The organism is Pseudonocardia lutea, assembly GCF_042658055.1.
GTDB classification, from domain to species: domain Bacteria; phylum Actinomycetota; class Actinomycetes; order Mycobacteriales; family Pseudonocardiaceae; genus Pseudonocardia; species Pseudonocardia lutea.
In genome coordinates this window covers 66,859-91,342 of record NZ_JBHSQK010000008.1, presented here as the reverse complement: position 1 = coordinate 91,342, position 24,484 = coordinate 66,859, and the positions used below count along the sequence as shown (strand labels likewise).

The window sequence follows — 24,484 nt, the reverse complement described above, 5'->3', positions numbered from 1 at the left end:
GGGCCCCCGTCCGCTCGTTCTCCGGGGTCAGCGGCCGGTCTGCTCCGAGTCCGGGAGCTCGTCGGGGTCCGTGAAGGCCCTGCCGAGGTCGCGGCAGAGCTCCATGGCCCGGCGCGCCCAGTCCGGGGTGGCGCGGGCCAGGCCGGCGGCCGGGGTCGGGACGGCCAGCTCGGCCAGCCGCGCCCGGTCGAAGCCGAGCCGGTCGGCCAGGTCGAAGGCCCGGCGGGCCAGGGTGGCGGTCTCCAGCGGCTCGCCCGGGTCGCGGACCGGGACCAGGCCGAGGAACAGCGGCAGGCCGGCGTCCCACACCTCGCCGACGGCATCGAGTGCCGCGGGCACGGCGGTGTCCCCGGAGATCGACGGCCGGGTCGCGTCGATCGCGAGCCCCGCGGCCCCGACCTCGCGCAGCAGCCGCAGCGGCGGGCGGTCGCCGGGCACCCGCACCGTGACCGGCACCCGTAGCGCGGAGATCATGTCGCGCAGCGTGTCCTGGACCTCCGGCTCGGGCACCGCGCGCACCGTGCCGTAGCCCGAGGCGGTGGGCAGCGAGCCGGCCAGCACCGCGGCGAGCCGCGGCTCGTCGAGCTGCACCAGGACGTGCGCCCCGGTCCGCTCGGCCACCTCGGCGACGTGCCCGCGCAGCCCCTCGGTGAGGCTCACCGCGAACTCGCGGACGGCCCCGTGGTCGGTGAGCACCCGGTGCCCGCTGGCCAGCTCGACCGACGCCGCGAGCGTCCACGGCCCCAGGACCTGCAGCTTCACCCACTCCGGCCGGGTGCGGTCGCAGGCCTCGTCGAAGGCGTCGAGGTCCGCGCGCAGCAGGTCGACGGCCCGGCGGTGGTCCTTGCCCGGCCGCGCGGTGACCCGCCACGCCGTCGGCACCACCTCCACCGCGAGGTCGACGAGCAGGCCCGCGGCCCGGCCGACGGGATCCGCGCCGACGCCGCGGGCGGGCAGCTCGGGCAGGTGCGGGAGCAGCGGCAGCTCCCCGGCGACGGTCTCGGCGGCCTCGCGCGGATCCGTGCCGGGCAGCGAGCCCACGCCGCTCGCCGCGCCGGCGGGCCACCGCTCCGTGGGTCCTTCGTCCTCGGGCTCCTCCGGCGCCGCGCTCACCTGGATGCGCGGCTCCGGGGCGACCGTCTCGCCCGGCTCGACGTCGCCGAGGCCGGCCGCGGCGAGGGCGGCGGCCAACGGGTCGTCCTCGGGTTCGGACTTCTCCTCGCCCAGGCCGGCGGCGGCGAGGAGGGCGGCCAGCGGGTCGTCGGGCGTGCTCACGGCACCGAGTCTCACACTGCCGCCGGTCGGCCGACGCGCCGGGCCCGGGTCCCCGCGGCGTCCACCCCCCGGGTGCGCGAACGGTCGGGCGACGCGGGTCCTCAGGCCCTCCCGCACCGGCCGCCCCGGCCGCATCCTCGGCACCGCAGGAGCGGGCCGACGGGCTGGGGGATCTCATGGACGGACGCGCGGGCACCGCACGGGCGGCACGGCTGCTGGGTACGGCCGCCGCGGTCGCCGCCCTCGTCGGCGGCCCGGTCGCGTGCGCCGCGGGCGCGACCCCGGTCGCCGGCGCGGCGGAGGCGCCCGCGCCCGTCGACTCGACGTGCGCCGACCTGCTGAAGATCGACGCCGTCCCGCCGCCGGCCGGTGACCCGTCGGCGCCGGACCCGGCCGCGGTGCGGGCGTGGGCCGGCCAGGTGCTGCCGCTGCTGAACTCCGCCGTGGCGACGGCCCCCGTCGAGCTGCAGCCGACGCTCACCGCACTGCAGCGGGTCGTGCAGTCCTCGGCGGAGACGGGGACGGCGGCCGCCTCCGACGCCCCGGTCGTCGCGCGGAGCGTGAACGAGTACGAGACCTGGGCCTACGACCACTGCGGCTACCGGCAGGTGCTGGTCACGGCCGTGGACTACCGCCTCGACGGCGTCCCGGCCACGCTCCCGGCGGGCCCGGCGGCGATCCGGCTGGTGAACGACTCGGCCTCCGGCTCGGTCCACGCGGTCCTGGTCGCGCGGCCCAAGGACCAGGCGATGACCGTGCAGCAGCTGCTCGCCACCCCGGCGGAACAGCTGGCCCAGCAGCTGGACCTGGTCCCGGGCGCCGCCAGCGCGGGGCCCCGCGAGCAGGGCGGGATGCTGGTCGACCTCGCGCCGGCGCGGTACTTCGTCCTCTGCCCGCTCGGCGGGGGCGACACGCCGCCGCACCTGACCCTCGGCATGGTCGCCCAGGTCACCGTGACCTGAGCGGCGCCGCGAGCCGCGGGTGCCCGGGGGCTACGCGGTGGCGGTGATCGTCGCGGAGCCGAGCACGACGTCGCCGGCCGGGTCCGGCCGGTAGAACGCGACGGCCTGGCCCGGCGCGACCCCGCGCAGCGGCTCGGCGAGCGCGACCCGCACACCGTCCCCGCGCGGGGTGACCTCGGCGGGCGCGGTGCCGCCGTGCGCGCGGACCTGGACCGTGCACGCGAAGGGGCCGCCGGGCGCGGTGCCCGAGCACCACACCGGGCGCCGGGCCTCCACGGTCCGCACGCTCAGCGCGGATCCCGGACCGACGGTCACGGTGCCGCTGACCGGCTCGATCCCGAGCACGTACCGGGGCCGCCCGTCGGCCGCGGGCCGCTCGACGCCCAGGCCCTTGCGCTGGCCCACGGTGAAGCCGTGCACGCCGGCGTGCGCGCCGAGCACCTCGCCGGTCGCGGCGTCGACGATCTCGCCCGGCCGGTCGCCGAGGCGCTCGCGCAGGAAGCCGCGGGTGTCGCCGTCGGGGATGAAGCAGATGTCGTGGCTGTCCGGCTTCGCCGCGGTGCGCAGCCCCAGCCGGGCGGCCTCCTCCCGGATCGCGGGCTTGTCGGTGTCGCCGACCGGGAACATCGCGTGCGCGAGCTGGTCGGCGCGCAGCACCGCGAGCACGTAGGACTGGTCCTTGGCGGCGTCGGCGGCCCGCCGGAGCACGCCGTTCCCGAGGCGGGCGTAGTGGCCGGTGCACACGGCGTCGAAGCCCAGCGCGAGCGCCCGGTCCAGCACCGCGGCGAACTTGATCTTCTCGTTGCACCGCAGGCAGGGGTTGGGCGTCTGGCCGGCGGCGTAGCTCGCGACGAAGTCCGCGACGACGTCCTCGGCGAACTCCTCCGACAGGTCCCACACGTAGTACGGGATGCCGAGCACGTCCGCGACCCGCGCGGCGTCGGCCGCGTCCTCGCGCGAGCAGCAGCCGCGGGAGCCGGAGCGCAGCGCGTCCCGGGTGCGGGAGAGCGCCAGGTGGACGCCGACGACCTCGTGCCCGGCCGCGACCGCCCGCGCGGCCGCGACGGACGAGTCGACGCCGCCGGACAGCGCCGCCAGAACCCTCATCGGACCAGAACCCTCATCGGACCAGGACCCTCGTCGGCGCCCTCACGAGCTGCCGGCGGCTTCCCGCCGGCGGGCGCCGCCCGTGCCGGCCCGCCGGGCCCGCTCGACGACGGGCCCGATGACGTCGACGACCGCGGCCACGTCGGCCTCGGTCGTGGTGTGCCCCATCGAGAACCGCAGGGACCCGCGGGCCACGGCCTCGCTCGCGCCCATGGCCAGCAGCACGTGGCTGGGCTGCGCGACCCCGGAGGTGCACGCCGAGCCGGTGGAGCACTCGATGCCGTGCGCGTCGAGCAGCATGAGCAGGCTGTCGCCCTCGCAGCCGGGGAAGCTGAGGTGCGCGTTGCCGGGCAGGCGGGAGGGGCCGCCGTCGATCACCGACGTGCCCGGGTCGCCGTTGAGCGTGGCGTCGGGGACGATCGCGCGGATCCGGGCGACCAGCTCGTCCCGCAGGCCGGTGAGCACGGCGGCGCGGCGCGGGGCGTCGGCCACGGCCTTCTGCACCGCGGTGGCCAGGCCGAGGACCGCGGGGGTGTCCAGGGTGCCGGAGCGGACGTCGCGCTCCTGACCGCCGCCGTGCAGCAGCGGCACGACGCCGACCTCGCGGCCGAGCAGCAGCGCGCCGGCGCCGTACGGCCCGCCGAGCTTGTGCCCGGTGAGGCTGAGCGCGTCGACGCCGCTGGCGCCGAAGTCGATGGGCAGGATCCCGACGGCCTGCACGGCGTCGGTGTGCATCGGCACGCCGAACCTGTGGGCGACGGCGGCGAGCTCGCGGATCGGGTTGACCGTGCCGACCTCGTTGTTCGCCCACATCACCGAGACGACCGCGGCGGCCTCGGGGGCCTCCTCGAGGGCGGCGCGCAGCACCTCGGGGCGGACGCGGCCGGCGCCGTCGACCGGGAGCAGGACCAGCTCGGCGCCCTCGTGCTCCACGAGCCACTCCGCGGACTCGAGGACGGCGTGGTGCTCGATCGCCGACACCAGGACGCGGGTGCGGCGGGGATCGGCGGCGCGGCGGGCCCAGAAGATCCCCTTGACCGCGAGGTTGTCGCTCTCCGTGCCACCGGTGGTGAAGACCACCTCGGACGGGCGGGCGCCCACCGCCGCGGCGATGCCCTCGCGGGACTCCTCGACCTCCCGCCGGGCGCGGCGGCCCGCGGAGTGCAGCGACGACGCGTTCCCCGTGCGCGCCATGGCCTCCGCCATCACGGCGACGGCCTCGGGGACCATCGGGGTGGTCGCCGCGTGGTCCAGGTACGTCACGGCCGGGACCCCGCTCGGCGTCGGGCTCCCCTGGCGGGCGCGGTCTCCTGGTCGTTCATCGGGTTCAGGGTAGACGCCGGACCGCCGTGCGGCCGCCCCGCCCGGGGGTGCTACGCCGCCGTGACGGCACGTTCCGCCCGCGCGGCCAGGGCGCGCCGGTCGCCCTCGGGAACCAGCGCGGGCAGCAGGGTCAGCGTGCAGTCCAGCCGCTCGAGCCGCAGGACCCGCAGCAGCGAGTCCCACAGGGTCTCGTCGCCGACGAACGCGCCGGCCGTGGTGGGCCGGCCGTCCGGCAGGGCGAGGTCGATGCGGACGGGCCGGACCGGGCGTCCGGCGTCGAGCGCGGCCTGGAAAGGGGCCCGGCGGAAGGGGCCCGAGGCCGAGCCGCACCAGGTGGTGCCCTCGGGGAAGACGCCGACGGTCGCGCCGGCGCGCAACGCCGCGGCGGTCCCGGCGACGACCTCCGGGAGCCCGCGCAGGCCGCCGCGGTCGACGAACAGCGCCCCGTTCTGCCGGGCGATCGCGCCGATCAGCGGCCACTCGGCCACCTCCCGCTTCGCGATCATCCGGACCGGGGCGACGGCACCGAGCGCGACCACGTCGATCCAGGAGAGGTGGTTGGCGACGACGAGCACGCCGCCCTCCCCGTAGGCCGTCCCGCGGACGCCGAGCCGGACGCCGGCGGCCCGCAGCACGGCCCGGAACAGCCGCGGGCTGGGGCCGAGGCGCAGGACCGGCAGGGCGAGGAGCAGGAGCGCGCCCAGCGCGACGAGCCGGCGCGCGACGCGGAGGGTGACGCGGAGGGTGGCACGGAGGGTGGCGCGCGGGCCCGCGGCCGGGAGGCAGTCCGGGCCGCAGGGCGAGCTGGGTGCCCACGCCGGCCGGTCGGCGGCGGGCGGGAGGCCGGGGTGGGTGGGGTGGGTCGGGTGGGTGCGGGTCGGCGTGGCGCGCAGTGCCGTACCCCGGCTCACCGGTCGCCCAGGAAGAAGCGCAGGTAGCGCTGGTCGACGTGGTCGAGCCCGAGGAGGACGAGGAAGTCGGCGCACCCGAAGGCGGGATCGTGGGCTGGCTCCCCGCACACCCAGGCACCGAGGCGCAGGTAGCCGCGCAGCAGCGGCGGCAGCGCGGTGCGGCGGTGCCGGGTGGCGGCCTCCGCGTCCCAACGGCGGTGCGGCGTCACGCGGTACCCGGCCGGGGAGAGGTGCGAGGCGAGGACGGTGTCGCGGACCCCTGCGGCCAGCGCACCGCCGTCGGCCAGCGGGACGCTCGCGCAGCCCGTGAGCCAGCGGTTGCCGGTGAGCAGCATGTACCGGGCGATCCCGGCCCACACCAGCCCGACCACCGCACCCGCCCGGTGGTCGGGGTGCACGCAGGACCGGCCGGTCTCGACCAGCTGCGGACGGATCGGATCGAGCGCGGCGAGGTCGAACTCGCCGTCCGAGTAGAGGCCACCCGCGGCGCGCGCCCGGCGCGGCGGCAGCATCCGGTAGGTGCCGACGACCTCACCGGTCGCGTCCTCGCGCACCACGAGGTGGTCGCAGAACTCGTCGAAGCGGTCGGCGTCGAGGCCGGGGCGCAGGGAGGCCGACTGCGCGCCGAGCTCCCCGGCGAACACCCGGTACCGGAGCCGCTGGGCGGCCTCGACGTCGTCGGCGTCGGTGGTCAGCAGCAGCGAGTAGCGCGTGGCCGCCGCCTCGGGCGTCCGGACCAGAACCTGGGATGAGGTCACGGGTGCTTGGTATCGGCCGGGTCCGAACACGCACGCCTCCGGCGGCGTCCCGCGCGTGAAGCCCCGGTGAACCTCGGCTCGCCGCCACCCGGGCGGGTGACGTGCCCCGGGACGGCGGCGGCCCCGCCCCCGGAGTGAGGGGGCGGGGCCGCGCGGGACCTCTGCGGTGCCGGGACGGAGACCGCTGTGCAGGTCAGTTCTTGCGCTTGGTGACTTCCTCCTGGAGCTGGGGCGCGACCTTGAACAGGTCGCCCACCACGCCGAAGTCCGCGATCTCGAAGATCGGGGCCTCCGGGTCCTTGTTGACCGCGATGATCGTCTTCGAGGTCTGCATGCCGGCCCGGTGCTGGATCGCCCCGGAGATGCCCAGCGCGATGTAGAGCTGCGGGGACACGGTCTTGCCGGTCTGCCCGACCTGGAACTGGTGCGGGTAGAACCCCGAGTCGACCGCGGCCCGCGAGGCACCCACGGCCGCGCCGAGGGAGTCGGCCAGGCCCTCCACCACGGAGAACTGCTCGGCCGAGCCCACCCCGCGGCCACCGGACACGATCACGCTCGCCTCGGTGAGCTCCGGGCGGTCGCCCACGGTCACCGGCTCACGCGACTGCACGGTCGCGGACCGGCCCGACGCGGCCGGGACCTCGACGGTCTCCTCGGCGCCGGCACCGTCGGCGGCCTCGACCTCGACCGACCCCGGGCGCAGCGTGATCACCGGGTGCGCGGTGTTGGCCTTGGCCTCGGCGATGAACGCCCCACCGAACACCGAGTGCGTGGTGCCCGCCCCACCATCGGCAGCGGACACCCCGACGACGTCGCCGAGCAGCGCCGAGTTGGTCTTGATGGCCAGCCGGCCGGCGATCTCCTTGCCGTCGGCGGAGACACCGATCAGCACCGCGGCCGGGTCCTTCGCCTCGACCAGCGAGGCCAGCACCGACACCTGCGGGGTCAGGAAATCCGACGAGTCGGTCTCCGCGATGTAGATCTTCGCCGCGCCGTGCGCCTTCAGCCCCTCGGACAGCTTGCCGCCCGACCCGGCCGGGCCGACCACCACCGCGGACGGCTCGCCCAGCGCGCGGGCCGCGGTCAGCAGCTCGAACGTGCTCTTCTTGATCTCCCCGTCGAGATGGTCGACGAGGACCAGAACCTCAGCCATGTTCGTTTGCCTCTTCTCGAAAAAGTCTCTGCTGGGTGATCAGATGAGCTTCTGGCCCACGAGGAACTGCGCGATCTTCTGCCCGCCGTCGCCCTCGTCCTCGACCTTCTCGCCCCCGGACTTCGGCGGCTTGGGCTGCGAGGTGGTGACCGTGGTCAGCGCGTTGGCCAGCCCGACCTCCGAGGCGTCGATCCCGGCGTCGGCCAGGGTCAGCGTGGTGACCGGCTTCTTCTTCGCCGCCATGATCCCCTTGAAGGACGGGTAGCGCGGCTCGTTGATCTTCTCGTTCACCGACACCACGGCGGGCAGCTCGGCGCTCAGCACCGTGACCCCGTCGTCGGTCTCCCGGCGCACCGTCACGGTCGAGCCCTCCACGGACAGCTCGCGGGCGTGGGTCAGGGACGGCAGCCCGAGCACGTCGGCGACCATGGCCGGGATCGCGCCCATCCGCCCGTCCGAGGCCTCGTTGCCGGCCAGGACCAGGTCCACCTCGCCCAGGGTGCCGATCACCTTGGCCAGCGCCCGGGTGGTCTGCACCGCACACGACCCGTGCAGCGCCTCGTCCGAGAGGTGCACCGCCTTGTCCGCACCCATCGACAGGGCCTTGCGGATCGCGTCCGTGGCCCGGTCCGGCCCCATGGCCACGACGGTCACCGTGGAGTCGCCGGCCCCGTCGCCTTCCTTGAGCTGCAGCGCGGACTCCACCGCACGCTCGTCGATCTCGTCCAGCACCGCGTCCGTGGCGTCCCGGTCCAGGGTGTGGTCGCCCGAGGACAGTTTCCGCTCGGAGTAGGTGTCCGGCACCTGCTTGACCAGCACGACGATGTTCATCGGACCTCTTCGACCTCCTGCCGGTTGCGCGGCCCCTGCTCCTGCGGGGGTCCCACGGCTACTCGCCTGCCAAAACGTGCGTGCGAACCTAGCGTCGATCCCGACGACGCGGGCCGTCGCGACGCGGTCGGGTGCACCGGGCTTCCCCGGTCCCCTCCGCGGCCGGCACGACACCGCCCGGACCACCGGTCCGCCGGCCCCGCGCCGCCCGCCGGACCCCGTGGATCGGGGCCCGCAGGGGCCGCGGCATGCCGTCTGACCTGGGGCCGATTGTTACCGTTCGGTATCCGAACAGCAAACGACGTCCGGGGTGAGCCTGCTCACCAGACCCCTCACCAGCACGAGTTCCCTGCACGCGGAGTGACGTTCCCCGCGTCGGGGCACGGCCGGTGGCGGCCCTGCCGACGGCCCGCCCGCCCTAGGATCCCGGTGCCGGGCGGCTCCGCGCCGGCGGACGGGGGTGTGCGCGTGCTGGTGACGGGCTACGACGACCGCACGGGTCAGGGCTACGTCGTGCGGACCGGCTCCGACCTGACCGCGGGCGACCCCGAGGACGGCACCCGCCGCATCACCCACCAGGGCGTCACGGTCCTGCTGACGGACGGCCTCGCCCTCCTGCTCGACGACGCGCTGGCCCACCGCCCGGTGACCCGGCTCGGCTGGGGCGGCCCCGAGGTCCCCCTCACGCTCGACGACCACACGCTGCTGGCCTGGCTGACCGAGTCGGTCGGCGGGATCGTCACGGTGTCGAACGACCCCGGCCCCGACCCCCGGACCGCCCCGTGAGCACCTCCTCCCTCCCGCTGACCGGCGAGCGGACCGTGCCCGGGATCCCGGAGGAGAACTACTGGTTCCGCCGGCACGAGGCCGTGTACGCGGCGCTGGTCCCGCAGTGCTCGGGTGCGACGGTGCTGGAGGCGGGCTGCGGCGAGGGGTACGGCGCGGACCTGCTCGCGGGCGTCGCGGACCGGGTCCTGGGGCTGGACTACGACGCCCTCACGGCCGCGCACGTCGCCCGCCGCTACCCCCGCGTCGGGGTGGCCCGGGCCAATCTCGTCGCCCTCCCGGTGCCCGACGCCCGGCTCGACGCGGTGGTGTCGCTGCAGGTCGTCGAGCACCTGTGGGACCAGGGGCTGTTCCTGCGCGAGTGCCGGCGGGTGCTGCGGCCCGGCGGCCGGATCATGGTCTCCACGCCCAACCGCCTCACCTTCTCCCCCGGCCGGGACACCCCGCTCAACCCCTTCCACACCCGCGAACTGTCCCCCGACGAGCTCGCCGGGCTGGTGTGCGCGGCCGGGTTCACGGACGTCGAGCTGCTCGGCCTGCACCACGGGCCGCGGCTGCGGGCCCTCGACGCGCGGCACGGCGGCTCGCTCGTCGACGCCCAGGTGGCCGTCGCCCTCGCGGGCGGGGCCTGGCCCGCGGACCTGCTCGCGGACGTCGCGTCCGTGCGCGTGGACGACTTCCTCCTCACCCCGGACGACCTGGACGCGAGCCTCGACCTGCTGGTGACGGCGAGCCGCCCGTGAGGGGCACCTTCTGCCTGGTCCTGCACAGCCACCTGCCGTGGGTCGCGCACCACGGCCGGTGGCCGGTCGGTGAGGAGTGGCTCCACCAGGCGTGGGCGCAGGCCTACCTCCCGCTGGCCGACCTGCTGCGCCGGCTCGCCGCCGAGGGCCGCCGGGACCTGCTGACCCTCGGCGTCACGCCGGTGCTGGCCGCGCAGCTCGACGACCCGCACTGCCTGCGCGGTGTGCACGCCTGGCTCGCCGGCTGGCAGCTGCGGGCGCACGATGCCGCGCCGCGGCTACCGGAGCTGGCCGCCTACGAGCACCGGCGCTCCGCGGCGGCCCTGGCCGAGTTCGAGACGCACTGGCGGCACGGCGGGTCGCCGGTGTTCCGGTCGCTCGAGGGCGCCGTCGAGCTGCTCGGCGGCCCGGCCACGCACCCGTTCGGTCCGCTGCTCGACCCGCGGGTGCGCGAGTTCGCGCTCGAGACCGGCCTGTCCGACGCCCGGTGGCGGCTCGGCGCGGCCCCGGCCGGGATCTGGGCCCCGGAGTGCGGGTTCGCGCCCGGGATGGAGCGCGAGTACGCGACCGCGGGGGTGACCCACTTCCTGGTCGACGGGCCCGCGCTGCACGGCGACACGGCCTTCGCCCGTCCGGTGGGGACGGGTGACGTCGTGTGCGTCGGCCGCGACCTCGAGGTCACCTACCGGGTCTGGTCGCCGCGCAAGGGCTACCCGGGGCACCGCGACCACCGCGACTTCCACACCTACGACCACGCGTCCGGCCTCAAGCCCGCGCGGGTCACCGGCCCGGACGTGCCGCCGCACGAGAAGGCGCCCTACTCCCCGGCCCGCGCCGCCGCCCAGGTGGAGCGCGACGCCGCGGACTTCGTCGCCGTCGTCGGGGCCCGGCTCGATGCGCTGCGCGAGACGCACGGCCGGCCCGCGCTGACCGTGGCCGCCTTCGACACCGAGCTGTTCGGGCACTGGTGGCACGAGGGCCCGGCCTGGCTGGAGGCGGTGCTGCGGACGCTGCCGGAGGCCGGGATCCGCGTGACGACGCTGCGCGGCGCGCTCGCCGACCCCGGCCTGGTCGGGGAACCGGTGGACCTGCCGCCCTCCTCCTGGGGCTCGGGCAAGGACTGGCGTGTGTGGGCCGGCGAGGCCGTCGCCGACCTGGTCGCGCTCAACCGGCAGGTGCAGGAGGCGCTGGTCACCGCCGTCGGCAAGGGACGGTCCTTCGCCCGCGACCCGCTGGTCGACGCGCTGGCCGAGCAGGCCCTGCTCGCCCTGTCCAGCGACTGGGCCTTCATGGTCACCACCGGTTCGACGGTCGACTACGCCCGGGAACGCGCCCACCGGCACGCCGACCGCGTGTTCGCCCTGGCCCACCTGCTCGACGAGGGCCGACGCGAGGAGGCCGGCACCCTCGTCGCGGGCTGGGAGCGGCCGCCCTTCGGGCACGTCGACGCCCGTCGGCTCCGGGTGTGACTCAGCCGGGCGCGTCCACCGCCTGGTCGCGCAGCGCGGCGAAGGAGCCGGCGAGGTAGGTCGAGTACGAGGTGTCGTACGAGGACCCGCCCTGCTCGTAGCCCCCGGTCAGCCCGACGACCTCGGGTCCGTCCGCGCCGGCGCGCAGCCACGGCCCGCCGCTCGTGCCGTCCTCCAGCCCCGGCGCGGACAGCACCAGCTGCGTCGGAGAGAACCGCTGCGTGACGCCGGACCGGACCGTCGGGCCGTCGTCCTCGTCCGGGTAGCCGATCGCGCGGACACCGGCGCCGGCGCCGGGGTCGAAGGCGATCGGGAAGCCGCCGGTGACGTCCTCGACGGGCCGCGTGCCGTCGGCGGGCCGCACGGTCAGGAAGGCGACGTCGAAGTCGGGATCGGCGTCGGCGAGGAACCGGGGATCGACCACCGCGTTCGCCACGGTCCACACGCCGTGGGGCCGGTCGCCGTCGCGGTAGCCGGGGACGAAGGACATGCCGGTGCGGGCGGGCGAGCCGTCCCCGGCGGCCACGCAGTGCGCGGCGGTGAGCACGAGGTCCCCGGCCGGGCTGTCGACCACCGAGCCGCTGCAGTAGTGGTCGCCGAGGTCGGTCGCGGGACCGCCGAACAGCGCGCCGACCGCCGCGGGCTCGGTCGGAGCGGGCCGGGTGGGAGGCGCGGGCGGGGCGGGCGCGGTGGCGCAGCCGGACACGAGGAGCACGACACTCAGCACGACCAGCCTTCCCGCGAACCCCTGCATGCCTCTCCGATCATGTCGGTGTGCCGCCACCGTAGCCGTGGCGGCCCGGCCCACGGGTCGGTGACAGGCCGTCGGCCGGCGGCGCCGCCTCCTACCCGCCGGTAACCGGCGCACGGCGACCTGCCAGGATCGGCCGCGATGCGCGTGCTGCTGGTGTCGTGGGAGTACCCGCCGGTCGTGGTCGGCGGGCTGGGCCGGCACGTGCACGCGCTGGCCCGCGAGCTCGCGGCGGCCGGGCACGAGGTCGTCGTCCTCACCCGGCAGCCGACCGGCACGGACGCGGGCACCCACCCCACCACCGACCGGCGCTCGGGGGGCCTGCGCGTGCTGCGCGCCGCCGAGGACCCGGCGCACCTGGAGTTCGGGCGCGACCTCGTCGCGTGGACGCTCGCGATGGGGCACACCCTCGTCCGCACCGCGCTGACCCGGCTCGGCGACTGGCGGCCCGACGTCGTGCACGCGCACGACTGGCTCGTCGCCCACCCCGCCACCACGCTGGCCGACGTCCTGGGCGTGCCGCTGGTCGCGACCGTGCACGCCACGGAGGCGGGCCGGCACGCGGGCTGGCTCTCCGCCCCGCTCAGCCGGCAGGTGCACTCGGTGGAGTGGGTGCTGGCCAACCGCGCCGACGCCGTCCTCACCTGCTCCGCGGCGATGCGGACCGAGGCCGCGCAGCTGTTCGACCTCGACCCCGAAGCGGTCCACGTCGTGCACAACGGCATCGACGCCCGGGGCTGGCGGGTCGGGCGCGAGCGCGCGGCCGCCGTGCGGGAGCGGTACGCGCCCGGGCACGCACCGCTGCTGCTGTTCGTCGGGCGGCTCGAGTACGAGAAGGGCGTGCAGGACCTGCTCGCCGCGCTGCCGCGGGTCCGCCGGCGGCACCCCGGCACCCGGCTGCTGGTCGCGGGCACCGGCACCCAGCGGGAGTTCCTGCGCGCCGAGGCCCGGCGGCACCGGGTGAGCCGTGCCGCGACCTTCACCGGCCACCTGCCCGACGGCGACCTGGCCGCCCTGCTCGCCGCCGCCGACGCCGTCGTGCTGCCGAGCCGGTACGAGCCGTTCGGGATCGTGGCCCTGGAGGCCGCGGCGGCGGGCGCCACGCTGGTCGCGTCGGCCGCCGGTGGGCTGGGCGAGCTGGTCGTGGAGGGCGAGACGGGCTGGTCCTTCCCGCCCGGCGCCGTCCCCGGGCTCGTCGCCGCCGTCGACCGGGCGCTGGCGGACCCGCGGGCCGCGGCGGGGCGGGCCCGCGCGGCGCGGGCGCGGCTGCGCACCGACTTCTCCTGGCGCGGCATCGCCGCCCGGACCGCCGAGGTCTACGCCGCGGCCCCGAACGGCGGCCCGCAGGAGCTCCCCCGCCCGAAGATCCCGTCCGGGAACGTCCTCACGCCCGCTTGAGCCGCCGCTCCACCGCGGCGCGCTGCTTGCGGGCCATGTCCGCCACCGCCGCGCGCTCGGCGGCCGCGGCCTCGAAGTCCTCCACGCGGTTCCGCACGACCCGGGCGGGCGCGCCGACCGCGATCGAGTACTCGGGGATGTCGCCGCGGACGACGGCGTGCGCGCCCAGCACGCTGCCGCGGCCGATCCGCGAGCCGCGCAGCACCGACACCTTCACCCCGATCCAGGTGTCCGGCCCGATCCGCACCGGCGCCTTCACGATGCCCTGGTCCTTGATCGGGACGTGCACGTCCTCCGTGCGGTGGTCGAAGTCGGTCACGTAGACCCAGTCGGCGACGATCGACGCGGCCCCGATCTCGACGTCGAGGTAGCAGTTGACCGTGTTGTTGCGGCCCAGGACCACCTTGTCCCCGATCCGCATCGAGCCCTCGTGGCAGCGCAGCGAGTTGCCGTCGCCGATGTGCACCCACCGGCCGATCTCCAGCCGCCCGTAGCCGGGCCGCGCGACGATCTCGACGTCGCGCCCCAGGAAGACCATGCCGCGCAGCACCACGTGCGGGTTCGCCGCGCGGAAGCGCAGCAGCCGCCAGTAGCGGACCAGGTACCAGGGCGTCCAGGCCCGGTGGCGGACCACCCACCGCAGCGACGCCGGGGTGAGGAAGCGGACCTGCTCCGGGTCGCGGCGCCGACGCGCCCAGCGCTCCCGGAGCGGGGCGCCCCACATCGAGGTCATGGCCGACCCTAAACCGGGGTCCGCGTTTGCCCGGCGACCGGTCCGGGGAAGCAGATCCACCGACACGGATCACCCGACACGAGCACGAGCACTGGAGGCCCCATGACCGAGCGCACCGGCGACGCCCCCGGCGACGAGGGCCCGGAGCCCTCGCTGACCGGCGGCGGGGGCGCGGGCACCGCCCGCGGCGACTACGACCACGAGGGCAACCCGCGCACGGGGAGCGACCGGAACGACGCCGGGGCCACCGACGACGCCGCCCGCGAGCTGGACCGGGAGGACGAGAGCGAGCCGACCCGCAGCGAGTAGGCCCCCGGAACGCGCGGCTCCTACGATCACCGCCGTGCCGACGCCGCTGATCCTCGACACCGACCCGGGCGTGGACGACGCCGTGGCCCTCGTCCTGGCCCTGCGCAGCCCGGAGCTCGACGTCCGGGCCGTCACGGTGACCTTCGGCAACGTCGGTCTCGAGCACACCCTGCCCAACGCCCGCCGGCTGGTCGCGCTGGCCGGGCGGCCGGAGGTCCCGGTCGCCCGCGGCGCCGCCCGCCCGCTGGTGCACCCGCAGCTCGAACGCGCCGCCCGCTGGCACGGCGCCGACGGTCTCGGCGGGCGCGCCGAGGCGCTGCCGGAGATGGCGCCGCTGGACCCGCGCCCGGCCGTCGAGCTGATGGCCGACGTGCTGCGGGCCGCCCCCGAGCCGGTCACGATCGCCGCGATCGGGCCCCTCACCAACTGCGCGGTGCTGCTCGCCGCCCACCCGGAGCTGGCCGACCGCATCGGCCGGTTGGTGATCATGGGTGGGTCGCTGCGGGGCGGCAACACCGCGGGCGCCGCGGAGTTCAACGTCTACGCCGACCCCGAGGCCGCCCACCGCGTCCTCACCCAGCCCGAGGTGCCCGTCACGCTCGTGCCGCTGGACCTCACGCTGCGGTGCGCGGCCGACGCCGACTGGGTCGCCGGGCTCGCCGCCGGCGGGCCGACCGGGGCGGTCCTCGCCGACGTGATCGCCGCCTACCGGGTCGCCTTCCGCGAGCACTACGGCCGGGACGCGGTCGCCCTGCACGACGCCGTCGCCCTGCTCGAGGCGATCCGGCCCGGCGTGCTGCACACCACGCCGTTGCCGCTGCTCGTGGCCTGCGACCTCGGGCCGGCGCGCGGCGTGGTGGTGCCCGACGGCCGGCCGGACGCGCCCGGTCCGCCCGTCGCGGTGGCCCTCGACGCCGACGTCGACGCCGTGCTCGGGGAGATCGCGGCGCGGCTGAAGGACCGAGAAGGACCGGGAGACCGGGACGGACCGGGAACGACGGGGTGAACCTCCCGGGTCGTGCACCGAAACGGTGATTCCGGACGTCCGGCACTCCCGCCGCCGTCGTGCGGCTCGGCATGATCTTCTCCGCGGGAGAGGGGGCCGGGGTGGAGCTGGCGGTGCTGGTCGTCGGGGCGCTGCCCGTGCCCGCTCCGCTCGTGGCGGCCGGCGCGGTTCCGCCCGCCGAGGCCCTCGCCGCGGCCCGGGCGCTGCGGCCGCAGGTCGTGCTGGTCGACGCGGACGCCGGGCCCGCGGCCCTGCACGCCGTCGAGACGCTCGCCGCGGAGCTGCCCGAGCTCCCGGTCGTCGGGGCGGGCGCGGGCCCCGAGCCCGTGCTCGACGTCGTCCGGGCGGGGGCGACGGGCTACGTCCTGCGCGACGACCCGGCCCTCGCCGAGGTCCTGCGGGCGGCGGCCTGCGGCGGACCGGCCTTCGGCGAGGGGCTGGCCGAGCGGGCGCTCGACGCCGCCGCGGGTGTGGACACGGAGACACCACGGCTCACCGAGCGGGAGTCCGAGGTGCTGCGGCTGGTCGTCGAGGGGCTCACGGCCCGGCAGATCGCGACCCGGCTCGTGCTCTCGCCGCGCACGGTGGAGAACCACATCCAGCGGACCCTGCGGAAGTTCGACGTCCCGGGACGGGCCGCGCTGGTCCGGTACGCGATCGAGCACGGGCTCGCGTAGTCGTCGCGGACGTGTGCGACCTGCGCGTTCGCCGGCCCGGTCAGCCTGCCGGCCGTCGCGGACGGGCGGTCGCGCTCGCCCCGAGCGCGGCGAACACACCGGCCACCACCGCGTCGGCGCATGCGCCACGCCGCCAGGTCGGGGAGACGGCCGCCAGGGCGAGGCAGCTCAGGGCGTGGAGTCCGTCGACCAGCGCCCCACCGGCCCGACAGCCGCGGGTGGGCACCACACGAGCAGCCGCGAGTTGGGTGAGGTGACGCGCGCCCAGGACCCGGACGACCGCGCGTGCGCGCGGAGTGGAGGGAGCGCGGAGGACGCCGACCACCGCCTCGGGACTCAGCAGCGAGATCAGGCCCCAGGCGCCGCGCGTCAGGTCGACACCGAGCCCGATCGCCTGCCGTGGGCGCCGGGTCGGCACGTCCCCCGACTCCGCCGGCCCGATCCGGTCGTCGGGCACGGCGGGCCGCGCGGGTGCGGGCATCTCGTCCTCCTCGGATCCCTGTCCGGCGGGCCCGGTCCTCCGGGTCCCGGCGGACGTGCCAGGGTCCCCCTCCGGGCGGATCGGGCAAACGCGGGCGACCTGTCGATCGCCCGACGACGGAGCGCGGGCCGAACACCCGCGCCGTTCAGTCGTCGGCCAGGCCCTGCTCGATGGCGTAGCGGACGAGCTGGGAGCGGTTGTGCAGCTGCAGCTTGCGCAGCGTGTTCTGGACGTGGCTCTCGACGGTGCGGTGCGACACGACCAGGCGCTCGCCGATCTGCCTGGCGGTGAGACCCTTCGCGACCAGCCGCAGCACCTCGGTCTCGCGTTCGGTCAGCGCGGGCACCGCGGGCTCGCCCGCGGGCCGCTGGGCGAGGCGGCGGTACTCGCCGAGCACCAGGCCTGCGAGCCCGGGCGTGAAGACGGGGACGCCGTCGGCCGTGCGGTGCACGGCGTCGACCAGCTCCTCGGCGCTCGCCGACTTGACCAGGTACCCGGTGGCGCCGGCCTTGAGCGCCTCCAGCACGTCGGCGTGCTCGCCGCTGGCCGAGAGCACCAGCACCCTGGTGTCCGGCAGCGCCTCAAGGATGCCGGCGATGGCGTCGACCCCGGACGTCCCGCCGAGGTTGAGGTCCATGAGCACGACCTGCGGACGGACCGCGGGGGCGATCCGGACGGCGGCCCCGGCGTCGGGCGCGGTGGCCACCACCTCCAGCCCACGCTCGCCCAGGTCCCGGGCCACGCCCTCGCGCCAGATGGGGTGGTCGTCGACCACCATGACGGTCACGCTCACACGTTCTCCCTGCGCCGGCCCGCCCGGACGGGGACCCGGATGGTCCACTCGGTGCCCCGGCCGGGCCCGGTGTCGAGCGCGAGGGTGCCGCCGAGGTCGGCCACGCGGCCGCGCATCGAGCGCGCCACCCCGAGCCGGCCCTGCTGCTCCGCCTCCGCGAGCCGGCCGGCGGGGATGCCGGGCCCGTCGTCGCGGACGGTGATCTCGACCGCGTCGTCGAGCTCCTCCACGAGGACCCAGGCCGGGGCGTCGGCGCCGACGTGCCGCTCGACGTTGGTCAGCGCGGCGTGGACCACGGCGTCGAGCTCCGCGACCACGCCGGCCGGCAGCTCGACCGGGTGCGCCGGCGCCGACACGGTCACCCGGCCCGACGCCCGCGCCCGCAGCGTGGCCGCGAGATCGCGCCGCCCCTCGGCGTCGACCCGGGCGTCGCCGCTCGTCAGCAGCGTGCGGAGGGCGATCTCCTGCTCCCCGGCGAGCGCGCCGAGCTCGGCCGCGGCCCCGCCCAGCTCCGCCCCGCGGCGGCCGACGTGCGCGAGGACCTGCAGCACGCCGTCGTGCACGGCCCGGGCCAGCCGCTCCCGCTCCGCGGCGGCGGCCTCCTCGGCGACGGCGCGGCGCACCCGTTCGGCGGCCCGGCGCAGCACGAGCGAGGCGTACCCGACGGTGAGCCCGGCGAGCGCGAGGATCTGGATGTCGTTGAGCTCGGTCAGGGTGGCCCGGGACTTGGCGACCACCAGCGCCGCGGAGATCACCGCCGCGGCCGCCACCCCGCCGGGGACGCGGTAGGCCACGGCGCAGGCGAGCACCGCGCCGGAGGTCCAGATCGAGCCCATGCCCGGCGCCGAGGCGTCGAGCTGGGCGTCGGTGACGATCAGCGGGGTGGTGAGCATGATCCCGGCGCTGACGGCGAGGTCGGCCAGCGCGAGCGGACCGCGCCGGCCCTCGAACCCCTCGCCGAGGTAGCCCCGGGCGAGCACCGCGGTCCAGGCCGTCATGACCGCGAGCACCAGGCCCGCCCCCACCGGGGAGGCGTAGTCGGCCATGTGGAGGACCGACACCCCGATCACCGTCGCCAGCGTGAGCACGCGGTAGACGACGACGCCGCGCCACAGCGGCTCGAGCGGGCGTTCCACGTCGATCAGTGTGGCGTGGACGGGGGCGCGGCGGAACACACGTCCCAGCGTGCAGCCCCGGGGCGGGCCTCGCGTCCGTAGTCCTACCGACGGGGCTTGGTGCCCGAGATCAGGGCGTTGTAGAACCACGCGCGCGGCAGCACCCGGCCCAACGCGGCGTCGAGCGCCGAGAGCCGCTGCCAGCCGTGGTAGGCGAACATCGCCCAGTTCCAGCCCAGCTTGCCCGGGGGCACCGCGGCCTCGAAGGTCCGCACCGGCCAGCCGAGCATCGCGGCGGTGAGCTCCTCGGTGACGACGCGGACGTCCCGGGCGCCGGCGCGCCCGGCCATCGCCTCGAGCTCGGCCGGGTCGAAGGTGTGGAGGTCGACGACCGCCTCGAGGGCGGCGGCCCGGCTGGACTCGTCGAGCTCGGTCTGCGGGCGGCGCCAGCCCTGCAGCGGCCCCAGCCTGGTGATCGTGGTCGCGGCCTTCCACGTCCACCGGGAGAGCGCGCGGGCGTAGGCGTCGCCGACGGTGGTCGGCTCGCCGGCGAACACGAACCGCCCGCCCGGCTCGAGCACGCGCAGCACCTCGCGCAGCGCGGCCTCGACGTCCGGGATGTGGTGCAGCACCGCGTGCCCGACGACCAGGTCGAAGGTGTCGTCGGGGTACGGGATGGTCTCGGCGTCGGCCACCGTGCCGTCGACCGGGAGGCCGAGGTGCTCGGCGTTGCGCAGTGCCGCCTGCACCATGCCCGGCGAGAGGTCGGTGACCGAGCCCTTCTCCGCCACGCCGGCCTGCATCAGGTTGAGCAGGAAGAACCCGGTGCCGCAGCCGAGCTCCAGGGCGTGCCCGTACGGGCGGCCGTCCCAGCCGGTGGCCAGGCGGAAGCGCCCGGCGGCGTAGTCGATGCAGCGCTCGTCGTAGCTGATCGACCACTTCTCGTCGTACGTGCCGGCTTCCCAGTCGTGGTAGAGCACGTTCGCCAGCTTGGGGTCGTTCCAGGCGGCCTCGACCTGCTCGGCCGTCGCGTGCGGGGTGGGGGCCTGGTCCGTACTCATGGGTAGCGACCCTAGCCCGCGGGCGCGACGACCCGCGGCGGGACCGGGACCCGCATCAGGTCCGCGGCGACGACGAGCTCGCCGCCGAACACCTCGCCGGCCTCGGCCGCGAACCGCTCCGGCTCGGTGTAGCGCTGGGAGAAGTGCGTGAGGACGAGGGTGCGTACGCCGCACTCCGCCGCCACGCCCGCGGCCTGGCGGGCGGTGAGGTGGCCGAAGGCGTGGGCCAGGTCGGCGTCCTCGTGCAGGAAGGTCGACTCGATGACCAGCATGTCGGCGCCCTCGGCCAGCGCGTACACGCCGTCGCACAGCCGGGTGTCCATGACGAAGGCGAACACCTGCCCGGGCCGGGGCGCGCTGACCTCCTCGAGCCGCACGCCGTCGAGCTCCCCGCGGGCCTGCAGCTCGCGCACGCGCGGCCCGGTGATGCCGGCGCGGGCCAGGGCGTCGGGCAGCATGCGGCGACCGTCGGGTTCCACGAGCCGGTAGCCGAAGGCCTCGACCGGGTGCTCCAGGCGGCGGACCTCCAGGGTGCCGACCTCGTCCCGGGCGACCACCCCGTCCCGGTCGTGCGGGTGTTCGCGCAAATCGGCGCGCTCGCGGTAGGAGGTGGCGTAGCGGAGCCGGGTGAAGTGCTCCTGCCCCGACGCCGGGAAGTGCACGTGGACGGGGTGCGCGACCTCGTCGAGGGAGAGCCGCTGCACCACGCCGGGCACGCCGAGGCAGTGGTCGCCGTGCATGTGGGTCAGGCAGATCCGGGTGACCACGCTCGCGGCGACGCCGGCGAACAGCATCTGCCGCTGGGTGCCCTCGCCCGGGTCGAACAGCAGACCCGCGGAGGCGGAGCGGGCGGAGCCGGCCGTCGGCGCCGAGTCCCAGCGCAGCAGGTAGCCGTTGTGGTTGCGGGTGCGCGTGGGCGCCTGGCTCGCCGTCCCCAGCACCACCAGCTCCCGCGCGCCCACGGGCCGCGACGCTACCCAAGAGCGATGACGAGCGAGCGGCACTTTCGCTCTCCACCGGACGAAAGCGCCGTTCGCTCACCCGGCCGGGGGGCCTACCGGCCGGTGAAGCTCGCCTTGCCCGGGCCGTTCTCGATGAAGGAGCGCATGCCGATGCCGGCGTCGTCGCTGGCGAACACCCCCGCGAACAGCTCGGACTCGAGGTCCAGGCCGGTGCGCAGGTCGGTGTCCAGGCCGCCGTCGATCGCCTTCTTCGCCGCGGCGTAGGCCAGGGCCGGGCCCGCGGTGAACTGCGAGACGTACTCGACGGACCGGGAGTAGACCTCGTCGGCCGGGACGACCTCGTCGACCAGCCCGATCGCCAGCGCCTCCTGCGCGTCGACGAACCGGCCCGTGTAGATCAGGTCCTTCGCCCGCGACGGGCCGACGAGCCGGGCCAGCCGCTGGGTGCCGCCGCCGCCGGGGAAGATGCCGAGCAGGATCTCCGGGAAGCCGAGCTTGGCGTTGTCGCCCGCGATGCGGCGGTCGGCGCCGAGCGCGACCTCGAGGCCGCCGCCGAGCGCGTAACCGGTCACCGCCGCCACCGTGGGCTTCGGGATGATCGAGAGCGCGCCGAGGCCGGCGGAGAGCGCGCGGGCCCGCGGGGCCATGTCGGAGTAGGACATGGTCGCCATCTCCTTGACGTCCGCGCCCGCCGCGAGCGTCTTCTCGCCGCCGTAGACGATCACGGCGCGGACGTCCTCCCTGGTCGCGGCCTCCTGCGCGACCTGCAGCAGCTCCGCCTGGACCTGCCGGTTGAGCGCGTTCATGGGCGGCCGGTCCAGCCGGATCGTGCCCACCCCGTTGTCGACCTCGAGCCTCACGAATTCCGTCACGCGGGGACCCTAACCCGGCCGCCGGGCGCGAGGGCCCGGCCGCTCACCCGACGGGGAGGGCCGGGTTCACCTCCCGATCAGCGCAGCCAGGCCGTGTAGCGCCCGCGCCGGCGCTGCACGGCCAGCGGCAGGCCGAAGGTGGCGGAGAGGTTGTCGTCCGTGAGGACGTCGTCGAGCAGGCCGGCGGCCACGACCTTCCCGCCGCGCAGCAGCAGGCCGTGCGAGTACCCCGGCGGGATCTCCTCGACGTGGTGGGTGACCAGGACGGACGCCGGGGCGTCGGCGTCGAGCGCGAGCGTGGACAGCCGGGAGACGAGGTCCTCGCGGCCGCCGAGGTCCAGGCCGGCGGCCGGCTCGTCGAGCAGCAGGAGCTCGGGGTCGGTCATCAGCGCCCGGGCGATCAGCACCCGCTTGCGCTCGCCCTCGGACAGCGTCCGGTACTCGCGGTCGGCGAACCCGGCCATGCCGAGCTGCTCGAGCAGGTGCCCGGCGCGGTCGGTGTCCTGCGCGTCGTACCGCTCCCGCCAGCGGCCGAGCACGCCGTACCCGGCGCTGACCACGACGTCGGACACCCGCTCGTCGCCCGGGATCCGGATGCCGAGGTTGGCCGAGGTCAGCCCGATCCGCGGGCGCAGCTCGAACACCGCGACCCGGCCCAGCCGCTCGCCGAGGACCTCGACGGTGCCGGAGGTCGGGTGCATCTCCGCGGCGGCCAGGCGCAGCAGCGTGGTCTTGCCGGCGCCGTTGGGACCGAGGACGACCCAGCGCTCGTCGAGCTCGACCTGCCAGTCGACCGAGTCGAGCAGCACGGTCTTCCCACGGCGGACGGTGACGCCGCGCATGTCGATCACGAGATCGGACAGATCGGGTGTGACGCTCTGCACGGAGGTTTCTGCGCCGGCGGGCGATCCGGGGGAACTCACCCCCTTATCCTCGCCGATCGTGCCTGTCTTCCCGTTGGGTGCCCACGTCGACGACACCGGGGTGCGGTTCGCCGTGGCCTCGACCAGCGCCGACGCCGTCGAGGTGTGCCTCGTGGACGGTGCGCCCGGGGAGCTGGTCGAGCGGCGGGTGGAGCTGACCGAGCGGACCTTCGGGGTGTGGCACGGGCACGTGCCGGGGGTGGGGCCGGGGCAGCGCTACGGCTTCCGGGTGTACGGCCCCTACCGCCCGTGGGAGGGCCACCGGTTCAACCCGCACAAGATCCTCGTCGACCCGTACGCGCGGCGGATCACCGGGCAGGTGACCGACCTCGCGGCCGCCCGTGGCTGGGTCGACGACCCGATGACCGGGCCGCCGAGCACGGTCGACTCGCTCGGGGCCGTGCCGTTGTCCGTGATCGAGGCGCCCGACGACGTGCCCCTGCCGCCGCGCCCGGACGTCCCGTGGTCCGAGACCGTGATCGCCGAGCTGCACGTGAAGGGCTACACCGCGCGGCACCCGGAGGTCCCGCCGGAGCTGCGCGGGACGTACCTCGGGCTGGCACACCCCGCCGTCGTGGGGCACCTGCAGCGGATCGGGGTCACCGCCGTCGAACTGCTGCCGGTGTGTGCCGCGGCCTCGGAACCCGCGCTGGTCGAGCGCGGCGCACGCAACTTCTGGGGCTACTCGACGCTCGGCTTCCTCGCCCCGCACGGCGCCTACGCGAGCACGCCCGGCGCCGAGACCGTCGAGTTCCGGTCCATGGTGGACGCGCTGCACGCGGCGGACATCGAGGTGATCCTCGACTTCGTCCCGAACCACACGTGCGAGGGCGGCGTCGGCGGCGTGACGCTCTCCTACCGCGGCCTCGACGCCCGCGCCTACTACTCGCTGGGCGGCCTCGGGCACGACGCCGACATCACCGGCACCGGCAACACGCTCGACGCCGGCTCCCCCACCGTGATCCGGCTGGTGTGCGACGCGATGCGGCACTGGGTCACCCGCTACGGCGTCGACGGCTTCCGCATCGACCTCGCCTCGGTGCTCGGCCGGCCGCACTCCGGCCCGTTCGACCCGAGCTCCGCGCTGCTCACGGCGATCGCGCAGGATCCCGTGCTGTCGACCTGCAAGCTCATCGCCGAGCCGTGGGACGCCACCGGCGAGGGCTACCGGGTCGGCGGGTTCGGGGTCGCGTGGTCGGAGTGGAACGGCCGCTACCGCGACGCCGTGCGGGACTTCTTCCGCGGGCACGGGCACATCGGCGAGCTGGCCTCGCGGGTCACCGGCAGCTCGGACCTCTACGCACTGTCCGGGCGGCGGCCGTGGGCGTCGGTGAACTTCGTGACCGCGCACGACGGCTTCACCCTGCGCGACCTCGTCTCCTACGAACGCAAGCACAACGAGGCCAACGGCGAGCAGAACCGGGACGGCACGGACGACAACCGCTCGCAGAACTTCGGCGTGGAGGGCGAGACCTCGTCGCCGGTCGTCCGGGCGCGGCGACGCGCCGCGGCGCGGGCCATGCTCGGCACCCTGCTGCTGTCGATCGGGACGCCGATGCTCCTCGGCGGCGACGAGCGCTGGCGGACCCAGCACGGCAACAACAACGCCTACTGCCTCGACGACGAGACCACCTGGGTCGACTGGGAGCCGGACGAGCTCGACCCGGGGGCGGCCGAGGCGATGACCCGGTTCGTCGCACGGGTCGCCGCGATCCGCCGGTCCTCCCCCGCCCTGCACCGCGACCGCTTCCTCCGCGAGGAGGAGGTGCTGTGGTGGCACCCGTCGGGACGCCAGCTGACCCGCGACGACTGGCACGACGCCCACGCCCGCTCCCTCGGCCTGCTCGCCGGCGAATGGGTCTTCCTGCTGCACGCGGGTGCCGCGGGTACGGCCTGCGTCCTGCCGCGCGGCGGCTCGCCCCTGGTCCCGGTGCTCGACACCACCCAGGAGGACGGGATCCCGGCCACGGCGCGCCCCCTGCGCCCGGGGAGCACCATCACGCTCCCTCCGCACTCCCTCCTGCTCCTGCGACGCATCGCGGGCTGATCGTTCCCGCCGGACGGCCGTACCCGCGGGGCGAACGG

The 24,484-nt window shown here is 76.1% G+C and carries 25 protein-coding genes; 9 read left to right on the top strand and 16 right to left on the bottom strand.

Annotated features, from left to right (window positions below):
• Positions 1 to 27 precede the first annotated feature (27 nt).
• Complete coding sequence (locus ACFQH9_RS05135) at positions 28 to 1,275, bottom strand: uroporphyrinogen decarboxylase/cobalamine-independent methonine synthase family protein (RefSeq protein ID WP_379564719.1); 1,248 nt, start codon at positions 1,273 to 1,275, stop codon at positions 28 to 30.
• Positions 1,276 to 1,451: 176 nt separating this feature from the next.
• Between ACFQH9_RS05135 and ACFQH9_RS05130 the strand changes: the two genes are divergently transcribed.
• The gene (locus ACFQH9_RS05130) at positions 1,452 to 2,237 is read left to right on the top strand and encodes a hypothetical protein (protein ID WP_379564718.1); all 786 of its coding nucleotides are present in this window, start codon (positions 1,452 to 1,454) and stop codon (positions 2,235 to 2,237) included.
• Between the two features lie 30 nt (positions 2,238 to 2,267).
• Here the strand turns inward: ACFQH9_RS05130 and mnmA are convergent, their stop codons facing one another.
• The 6 genes from mnmA to ACFQH9_RS05100 form a co-directional block, all read right to left on the bottom strand.
• A complete protein-coding gene (gene mnmA / locus ACFQH9_RS05125) occupies positions 2,268 to 3,344 on the bottom strand; it encodes a tRNA 2-thiouridine(34) synthase MnmA (protein WP_379564717.1) in 1,077 nt (358 codons plus the stop codon).
• 42 nt (positions 3,345 to 3,386) lie between these two features.
• Positions 3,387 to 4,598 carry a cysteine desulfurase family protein gene (locus tag ACFQH9_RS05120; RefSeq protein WP_379564771.1) on the bottom strand — a complete coding sequence of 404 codons (1,212 nt, stop codon included), beginning with the start codon at positions 4,596 to 4,598 and terminating at the stop codon, positions 3,387 to 3,389.
• Between the two features lie 119 nt (positions 4,599 to 4,717).
• Complete coding sequence (locus ACFQH9_RS05115) at positions 4,718 to 5,578, bottom strand: lysophospholipid acyltransferase family protein (RefSeq protein ID WP_379564716.1); 861 nt, start codon at positions 5,576 to 5,578, stop codon at positions 4,718 to 4,720.
• Positions 5,575 to 6,336 (bottom strand): GNAT family N-acetyltransferase, encoded by a 762-nt coding sequence (locus ACFQH9_RS05110; protein ID WP_379564715.1) that lies wholly within the window; start codon positions 6,334 to 6,336, stop codon positions 5,575 to 5,577. The genes ACFQH9_RS05115 and ACFQH9_RS05110 overlap by 4 nt, the downstream gene beginning before the upstream one ends.
• 193 nt (positions 6,337 to 6,529) lie before the next feature.
• Positions 6,530 to 7,489: an electron transfer flavoprotein subunit alpha/FixB family protein gene (locus ACFQH9_RS05105; RefSeq protein ID WP_379564714.1), complete on the bottom strand. Its 960-nt coding sequence runs from the start codon at positions 7,487 to 7,489 to the stop codon at positions 6,530 to 6,532.
• A gap of 39 nt (positions 7,490 to 7,528) precedes the next feature.
• On the bottom strand, positions 7,529 to 8,320 hold the full coding sequence (locus ACFQH9_RS05100) for an electron transfer flavoprotein subunit beta/FixA family protein (protein WP_379564713.1): 792 nt from the start codon (positions 8,318 to 8,320) through the stop codon (positions 7,529 to 7,531).
• Between the two features lie 462 nt (positions 8,321 to 8,782).
• Between ACFQH9_RS05100 and ACFQH9_RS05095 the strand changes: the two genes are divergently transcribed.
• Genes ACFQH9_RS05095 through ACFQH9_RS05085 form a run of 3 tightly spaced genes read left to right on the top strand, consistent with a single transcriptional unit; the run spans position 8,783 to position 11,318 of the window.
• The gene (locus ACFQH9_RS05095) at positions 8,783 to 9,106 is read left to right on the top strand and encodes a hypothetical protein (protein WP_379564712.1); all 324 of its coding nucleotides are present in this window, start codon (positions 8,783 to 8,785) and stop codon (positions 9,104 to 9,106) included.
• Complete coding sequence (locus ACFQH9_RS05090; RefSeq protein ID WP_379564711.1) at positions 9,103 to 9,849, top strand: class I SAM-dependent methyltransferase; 747 nt, start codon at positions 9,103 to 9,105, stop codon at positions 9,847 to 9,849. The genes ACFQH9_RS05095 and ACFQH9_RS05090 overlap by 4 nt, the downstream gene beginning before the upstream one ends.
• On the top strand, positions 9,846 to 11,318 hold the full coding sequence (locus ACFQH9_RS05085) for a 1,4-alpha-glucan branching protein domain-containing protein (RefSeq protein WP_379564709.1): 1,473 nt from the start codon (positions 9,846 to 9,848) through the stop codon (positions 11,316 to 11,318). Before ACFQH9_RS05090 ends, ACFQH9_RS05085 begins: the two co-directional genes overlap by 4 nt.
• Before the next feature lies 1 nt (position 11,319).
• On the opposite strand, the gene ACFQH9_RS05080 is transcribed toward ACFQH9_RS05085, so the two are convergent.
• Positions 11,320 to 12,072: a trypsin-like serine peptidase gene (locus ACFQH9_RS05080; RefSeq protein WP_379564707.1), complete on the bottom strand. Its 753-nt coding sequence runs from the start codon at positions 12,070 to 12,072 to the stop codon at positions 11,320 to 11,322.
• A 138-nt stretch (positions 12,073 to 12,210) separates the two neighbouring features.
• On the opposite strand from ACFQH9_RS05080, the gene ACFQH9_RS05075 reads away from it, so the two are divergent.
• A complete protein-coding gene (locus tag ACFQH9_RS05075) occupies positions 12,211 to 13,467 on the top strand; it encodes a glycosyltransferase family 4 protein (RefSeq protein ID WP_379564705.1) in 1,257 nt (418 codons plus the stop codon).
• Here ACFQH9_RS05075 and ACFQH9_RS05070 read toward each other — a convergent pair.
• Positions 13,454 to 14,200, bottom strand: coding sequence for an acyltransferase (locus ACFQH9_RS05070; protein ID WP_379564703.1), 747 nt, complete (start codon positions 14,198 to 14,200; stop codon positions 13,454 to 13,456). The genes ACFQH9_RS05075 and ACFQH9_RS05070 overlap by 14 nt on opposite strands.
• Before the next feature lie 102 nt (positions 14,201 to 14,302).
• Between ACFQH9_RS05070 and ACFQH9_RS05065 the strand changes: the two genes are divergently transcribed.
• Genes ACFQH9_RS05065 through ACFQH9_RS05055 form a run of 3 tightly spaced genes read left to right on the top strand, consistent with a single transcriptional unit; the run spans position 14,303 to position 16,192 of the window.
• Positions 14,303 to 14,509, top strand: coding sequence for a hypothetical protein (locus tag ACFQH9_RS05065; RefSeq protein WP_379564701.1), 207 nt, complete (start codon positions 14,303 to 14,305; stop codon positions 14,507 to 14,509).
• Positions 14,510 to 14,543: 34 nt separating this feature from the next.
• Positions 14,544 to 15,515: a nucleoside hydrolase gene (locus ACFQH9_RS05060; RefSeq protein WP_379564699.1), complete on the top strand. Its 972-nt coding sequence runs from the start codon at positions 14,544 to 14,546 to the stop codon at positions 15,513 to 15,515.
• A 59-nt stretch (positions 15,516 to 15,574) separates the two neighbouring features.
• Complete coding sequence (locus tag ACFQH9_RS05055; protein WP_379564697.1) at positions 15,575 to 16,192, top strand: helix-turn-helix transcriptional regulator; 618 nt, start codon at positions 15,575 to 15,577, stop codon at positions 16,190 to 16,192.
• A 40-nt stretch (positions 16,193 to 16,232) separates the two neighbouring features.
• Here ACFQH9_RS05055 and ACFQH9_RS05050 read toward each other — a convergent pair whose 3' ends face one another.
• The 7 genes from ACFQH9_RS05050 to ACFQH9_RS05020 form a co-directional block, all read right to left on the bottom strand.
• Positions 16,233 to 16,673, bottom strand: a complete 441-nt coding sequence (locus ACFQH9_RS05050; protein ID WP_379564695.1) for a hypothetical protein — start codon at positions 16,671 to 16,673, stop codon at positions 16,233 to 16,235.
• Between the two features lie 145 nt (positions 16,674 to 16,818).
• The gene (locus ACFQH9_RS05045; protein WP_379564693.1) at positions 16,819 to 17,466 is read right to left on the bottom strand and encodes a response regulator; all 648 of its coding nucleotides are present in this window, start codon (positions 17,464 to 17,466) and stop codon (positions 16,819 to 16,821) included.
• Positions 17,463 to 18,602, bottom strand: a complete 1,140-nt coding sequence (macS, locus tag ACFQH9_RS05040; RefSeq protein ID WP_379564691.1) for a MacS family sensor histidine kinase — start codon at positions 18,600 to 18,602, stop codon at positions 17,463 to 17,465. The genes ACFQH9_RS05045 and macS overlap by 4 nt, the downstream gene beginning before the upstream one ends.
• A gap of 83 nt (positions 18,603 to 18,685) precedes the next feature.
• Positions 18,686 to 19,642 carry a class I SAM-dependent methyltransferase gene (locus ACFQH9_RS05035; RefSeq protein ID WP_379564689.1) on the bottom strand — a complete coding sequence of 319 codons (957 nt, stop codon included), beginning with the start codon at positions 19,640 to 19,642 and terminating at the stop codon, positions 18,686 to 18,688.
• Positions 19,643 to 19,653: 11 nt separating this feature from the next.
• A complete protein-coding gene (locus tag ACFQH9_RS05030; protein WP_379564687.1) occupies positions 19,654 to 20,604 on the bottom strand; it encodes a ribonuclease Z in 951 nt (316 codons plus the stop codon).
• 92 nt (positions 20,605 to 20,696) lie between these two features.
• The gene (locus ACFQH9_RS05025; protein WP_379564685.1) at positions 20,697 to 21,476 is read right to left on the bottom strand and encodes an enoyl-CoA hydratase/isomerase family protein; all 780 of its coding nucleotides are present in this window, start codon (positions 21,474 to 21,476) and stop codon (positions 20,697 to 20,699) included.
• Between the two features lie 77 nt (positions 21,477 to 21,553).
• The gene (locus tag ACFQH9_RS05020; protein ID WP_379564770.1) at positions 21,554 to 22,318 is read right to left on the bottom strand and encodes an ABC transporter ATP-binding protein; all 765 of its coding nucleotides are present in this window, start codon (positions 22,316 to 22,318) and stop codon (positions 21,554 to 21,556) included.
• A gap of 100 nt (positions 22,319 to 22,418) precedes the next feature.
• Here ACFQH9_RS05020 and glgX point away from each other — a divergent pair, with 100 nt between their 5' ends.
• On the top strand, positions 22,419 to 24,446 hold the full coding sequence (glgX, locus tag ACFQH9_RS05015; RefSeq protein ID WP_379564683.1) for a glycogen debranching protein GlgX: 2,028 nt from the start codon (positions 22,419 to 22,421) through the stop codon (positions 24,444 to 24,446).
• Positions 24,447 to 24,484: the final 38 nt, after the last annotated feature.

Bases quoted from the DNA above. Each gene is read 5' to 3' on its own strand.
- ACFQH9_RS05130 (WP_379564718.1), top strand. From the start codon at position 1,452: ATGGACGGACGCGCGGGCACCGCACGGGCGGCACGGCTGCTGGGTACG.
- mnmA (WP_379564717.1), bottom strand. From the start codon at position 3,344: ATGAGGGTTCTGGCGGCGCTGTCCGGCGGCGTCGACTCGTCCGTCGCG.
- ACFQH9_RS05105 (WP_379564714.1), bottom strand. From the start codon at position 7,489: ATGGCTGAGGTTCTGGTCCTCGTCGACCATCTCGACGGGGAGATCAAG.
- ACFQH9_RS05100 (WP_379564713.1), bottom strand. From the start codon at position 8,320: ATGAACATCGTCGTGCTGGTCAAGCAGGTGCCGGACACCTACTCCGAG.
- ACFQH9_RS05080 (WP_379564707.1), bottom strand. From the start codon at position 12,072: ATGCAGGGGTTCGCGGGAAGGCTGGTCGTGCTGAGTGTCGTGCTCCTC.
- ACFQH9_RS05075 (WP_379564705.1), top strand. From the start codon at position 12,211: ATGCGCGTGCTGCTGGTGTCGTGGGAGTACCCGCCGGTCGTGGTCGGC.
- ACFQH9_RS05070 (WP_379564703.1), bottom strand. From the start codon at position 14,200: ATGACCTCGATGTGGGGCGCCCCGCTCCGGGAGCGCTGGGCGCGTCGG.
- ACFQH9_RS05065 (WP_379564701.1), top strand. From the start codon at position 14,303: ATGACCGAGCGCACCGGCGACGCCCCCGGCGACGAGGGCCCGGAGCCC.
- ACFQH9_RS05050 (WP_379564695.1), bottom strand. From the start codon at position 16,673: ATGCCCGCACCCGCGCGGCCCGCCGTGCCCGACGACCGGATCGGGCCG.
- ACFQH9_RS05035 (WP_379564689.1), bottom strand. From the start codon at position 19,642: ATGAGTACGGACCAGGCCCCCACCCCGCACGCGACGGCCGAGCAGGTC.
- ACFQH9_RS05020 (WP_379564770.1), bottom strand. From the start codon at position 22,318: ATGCGCGGCGTCACCGTCCGCCGTGGGAAGACCGTGCTGCTCGACTCG.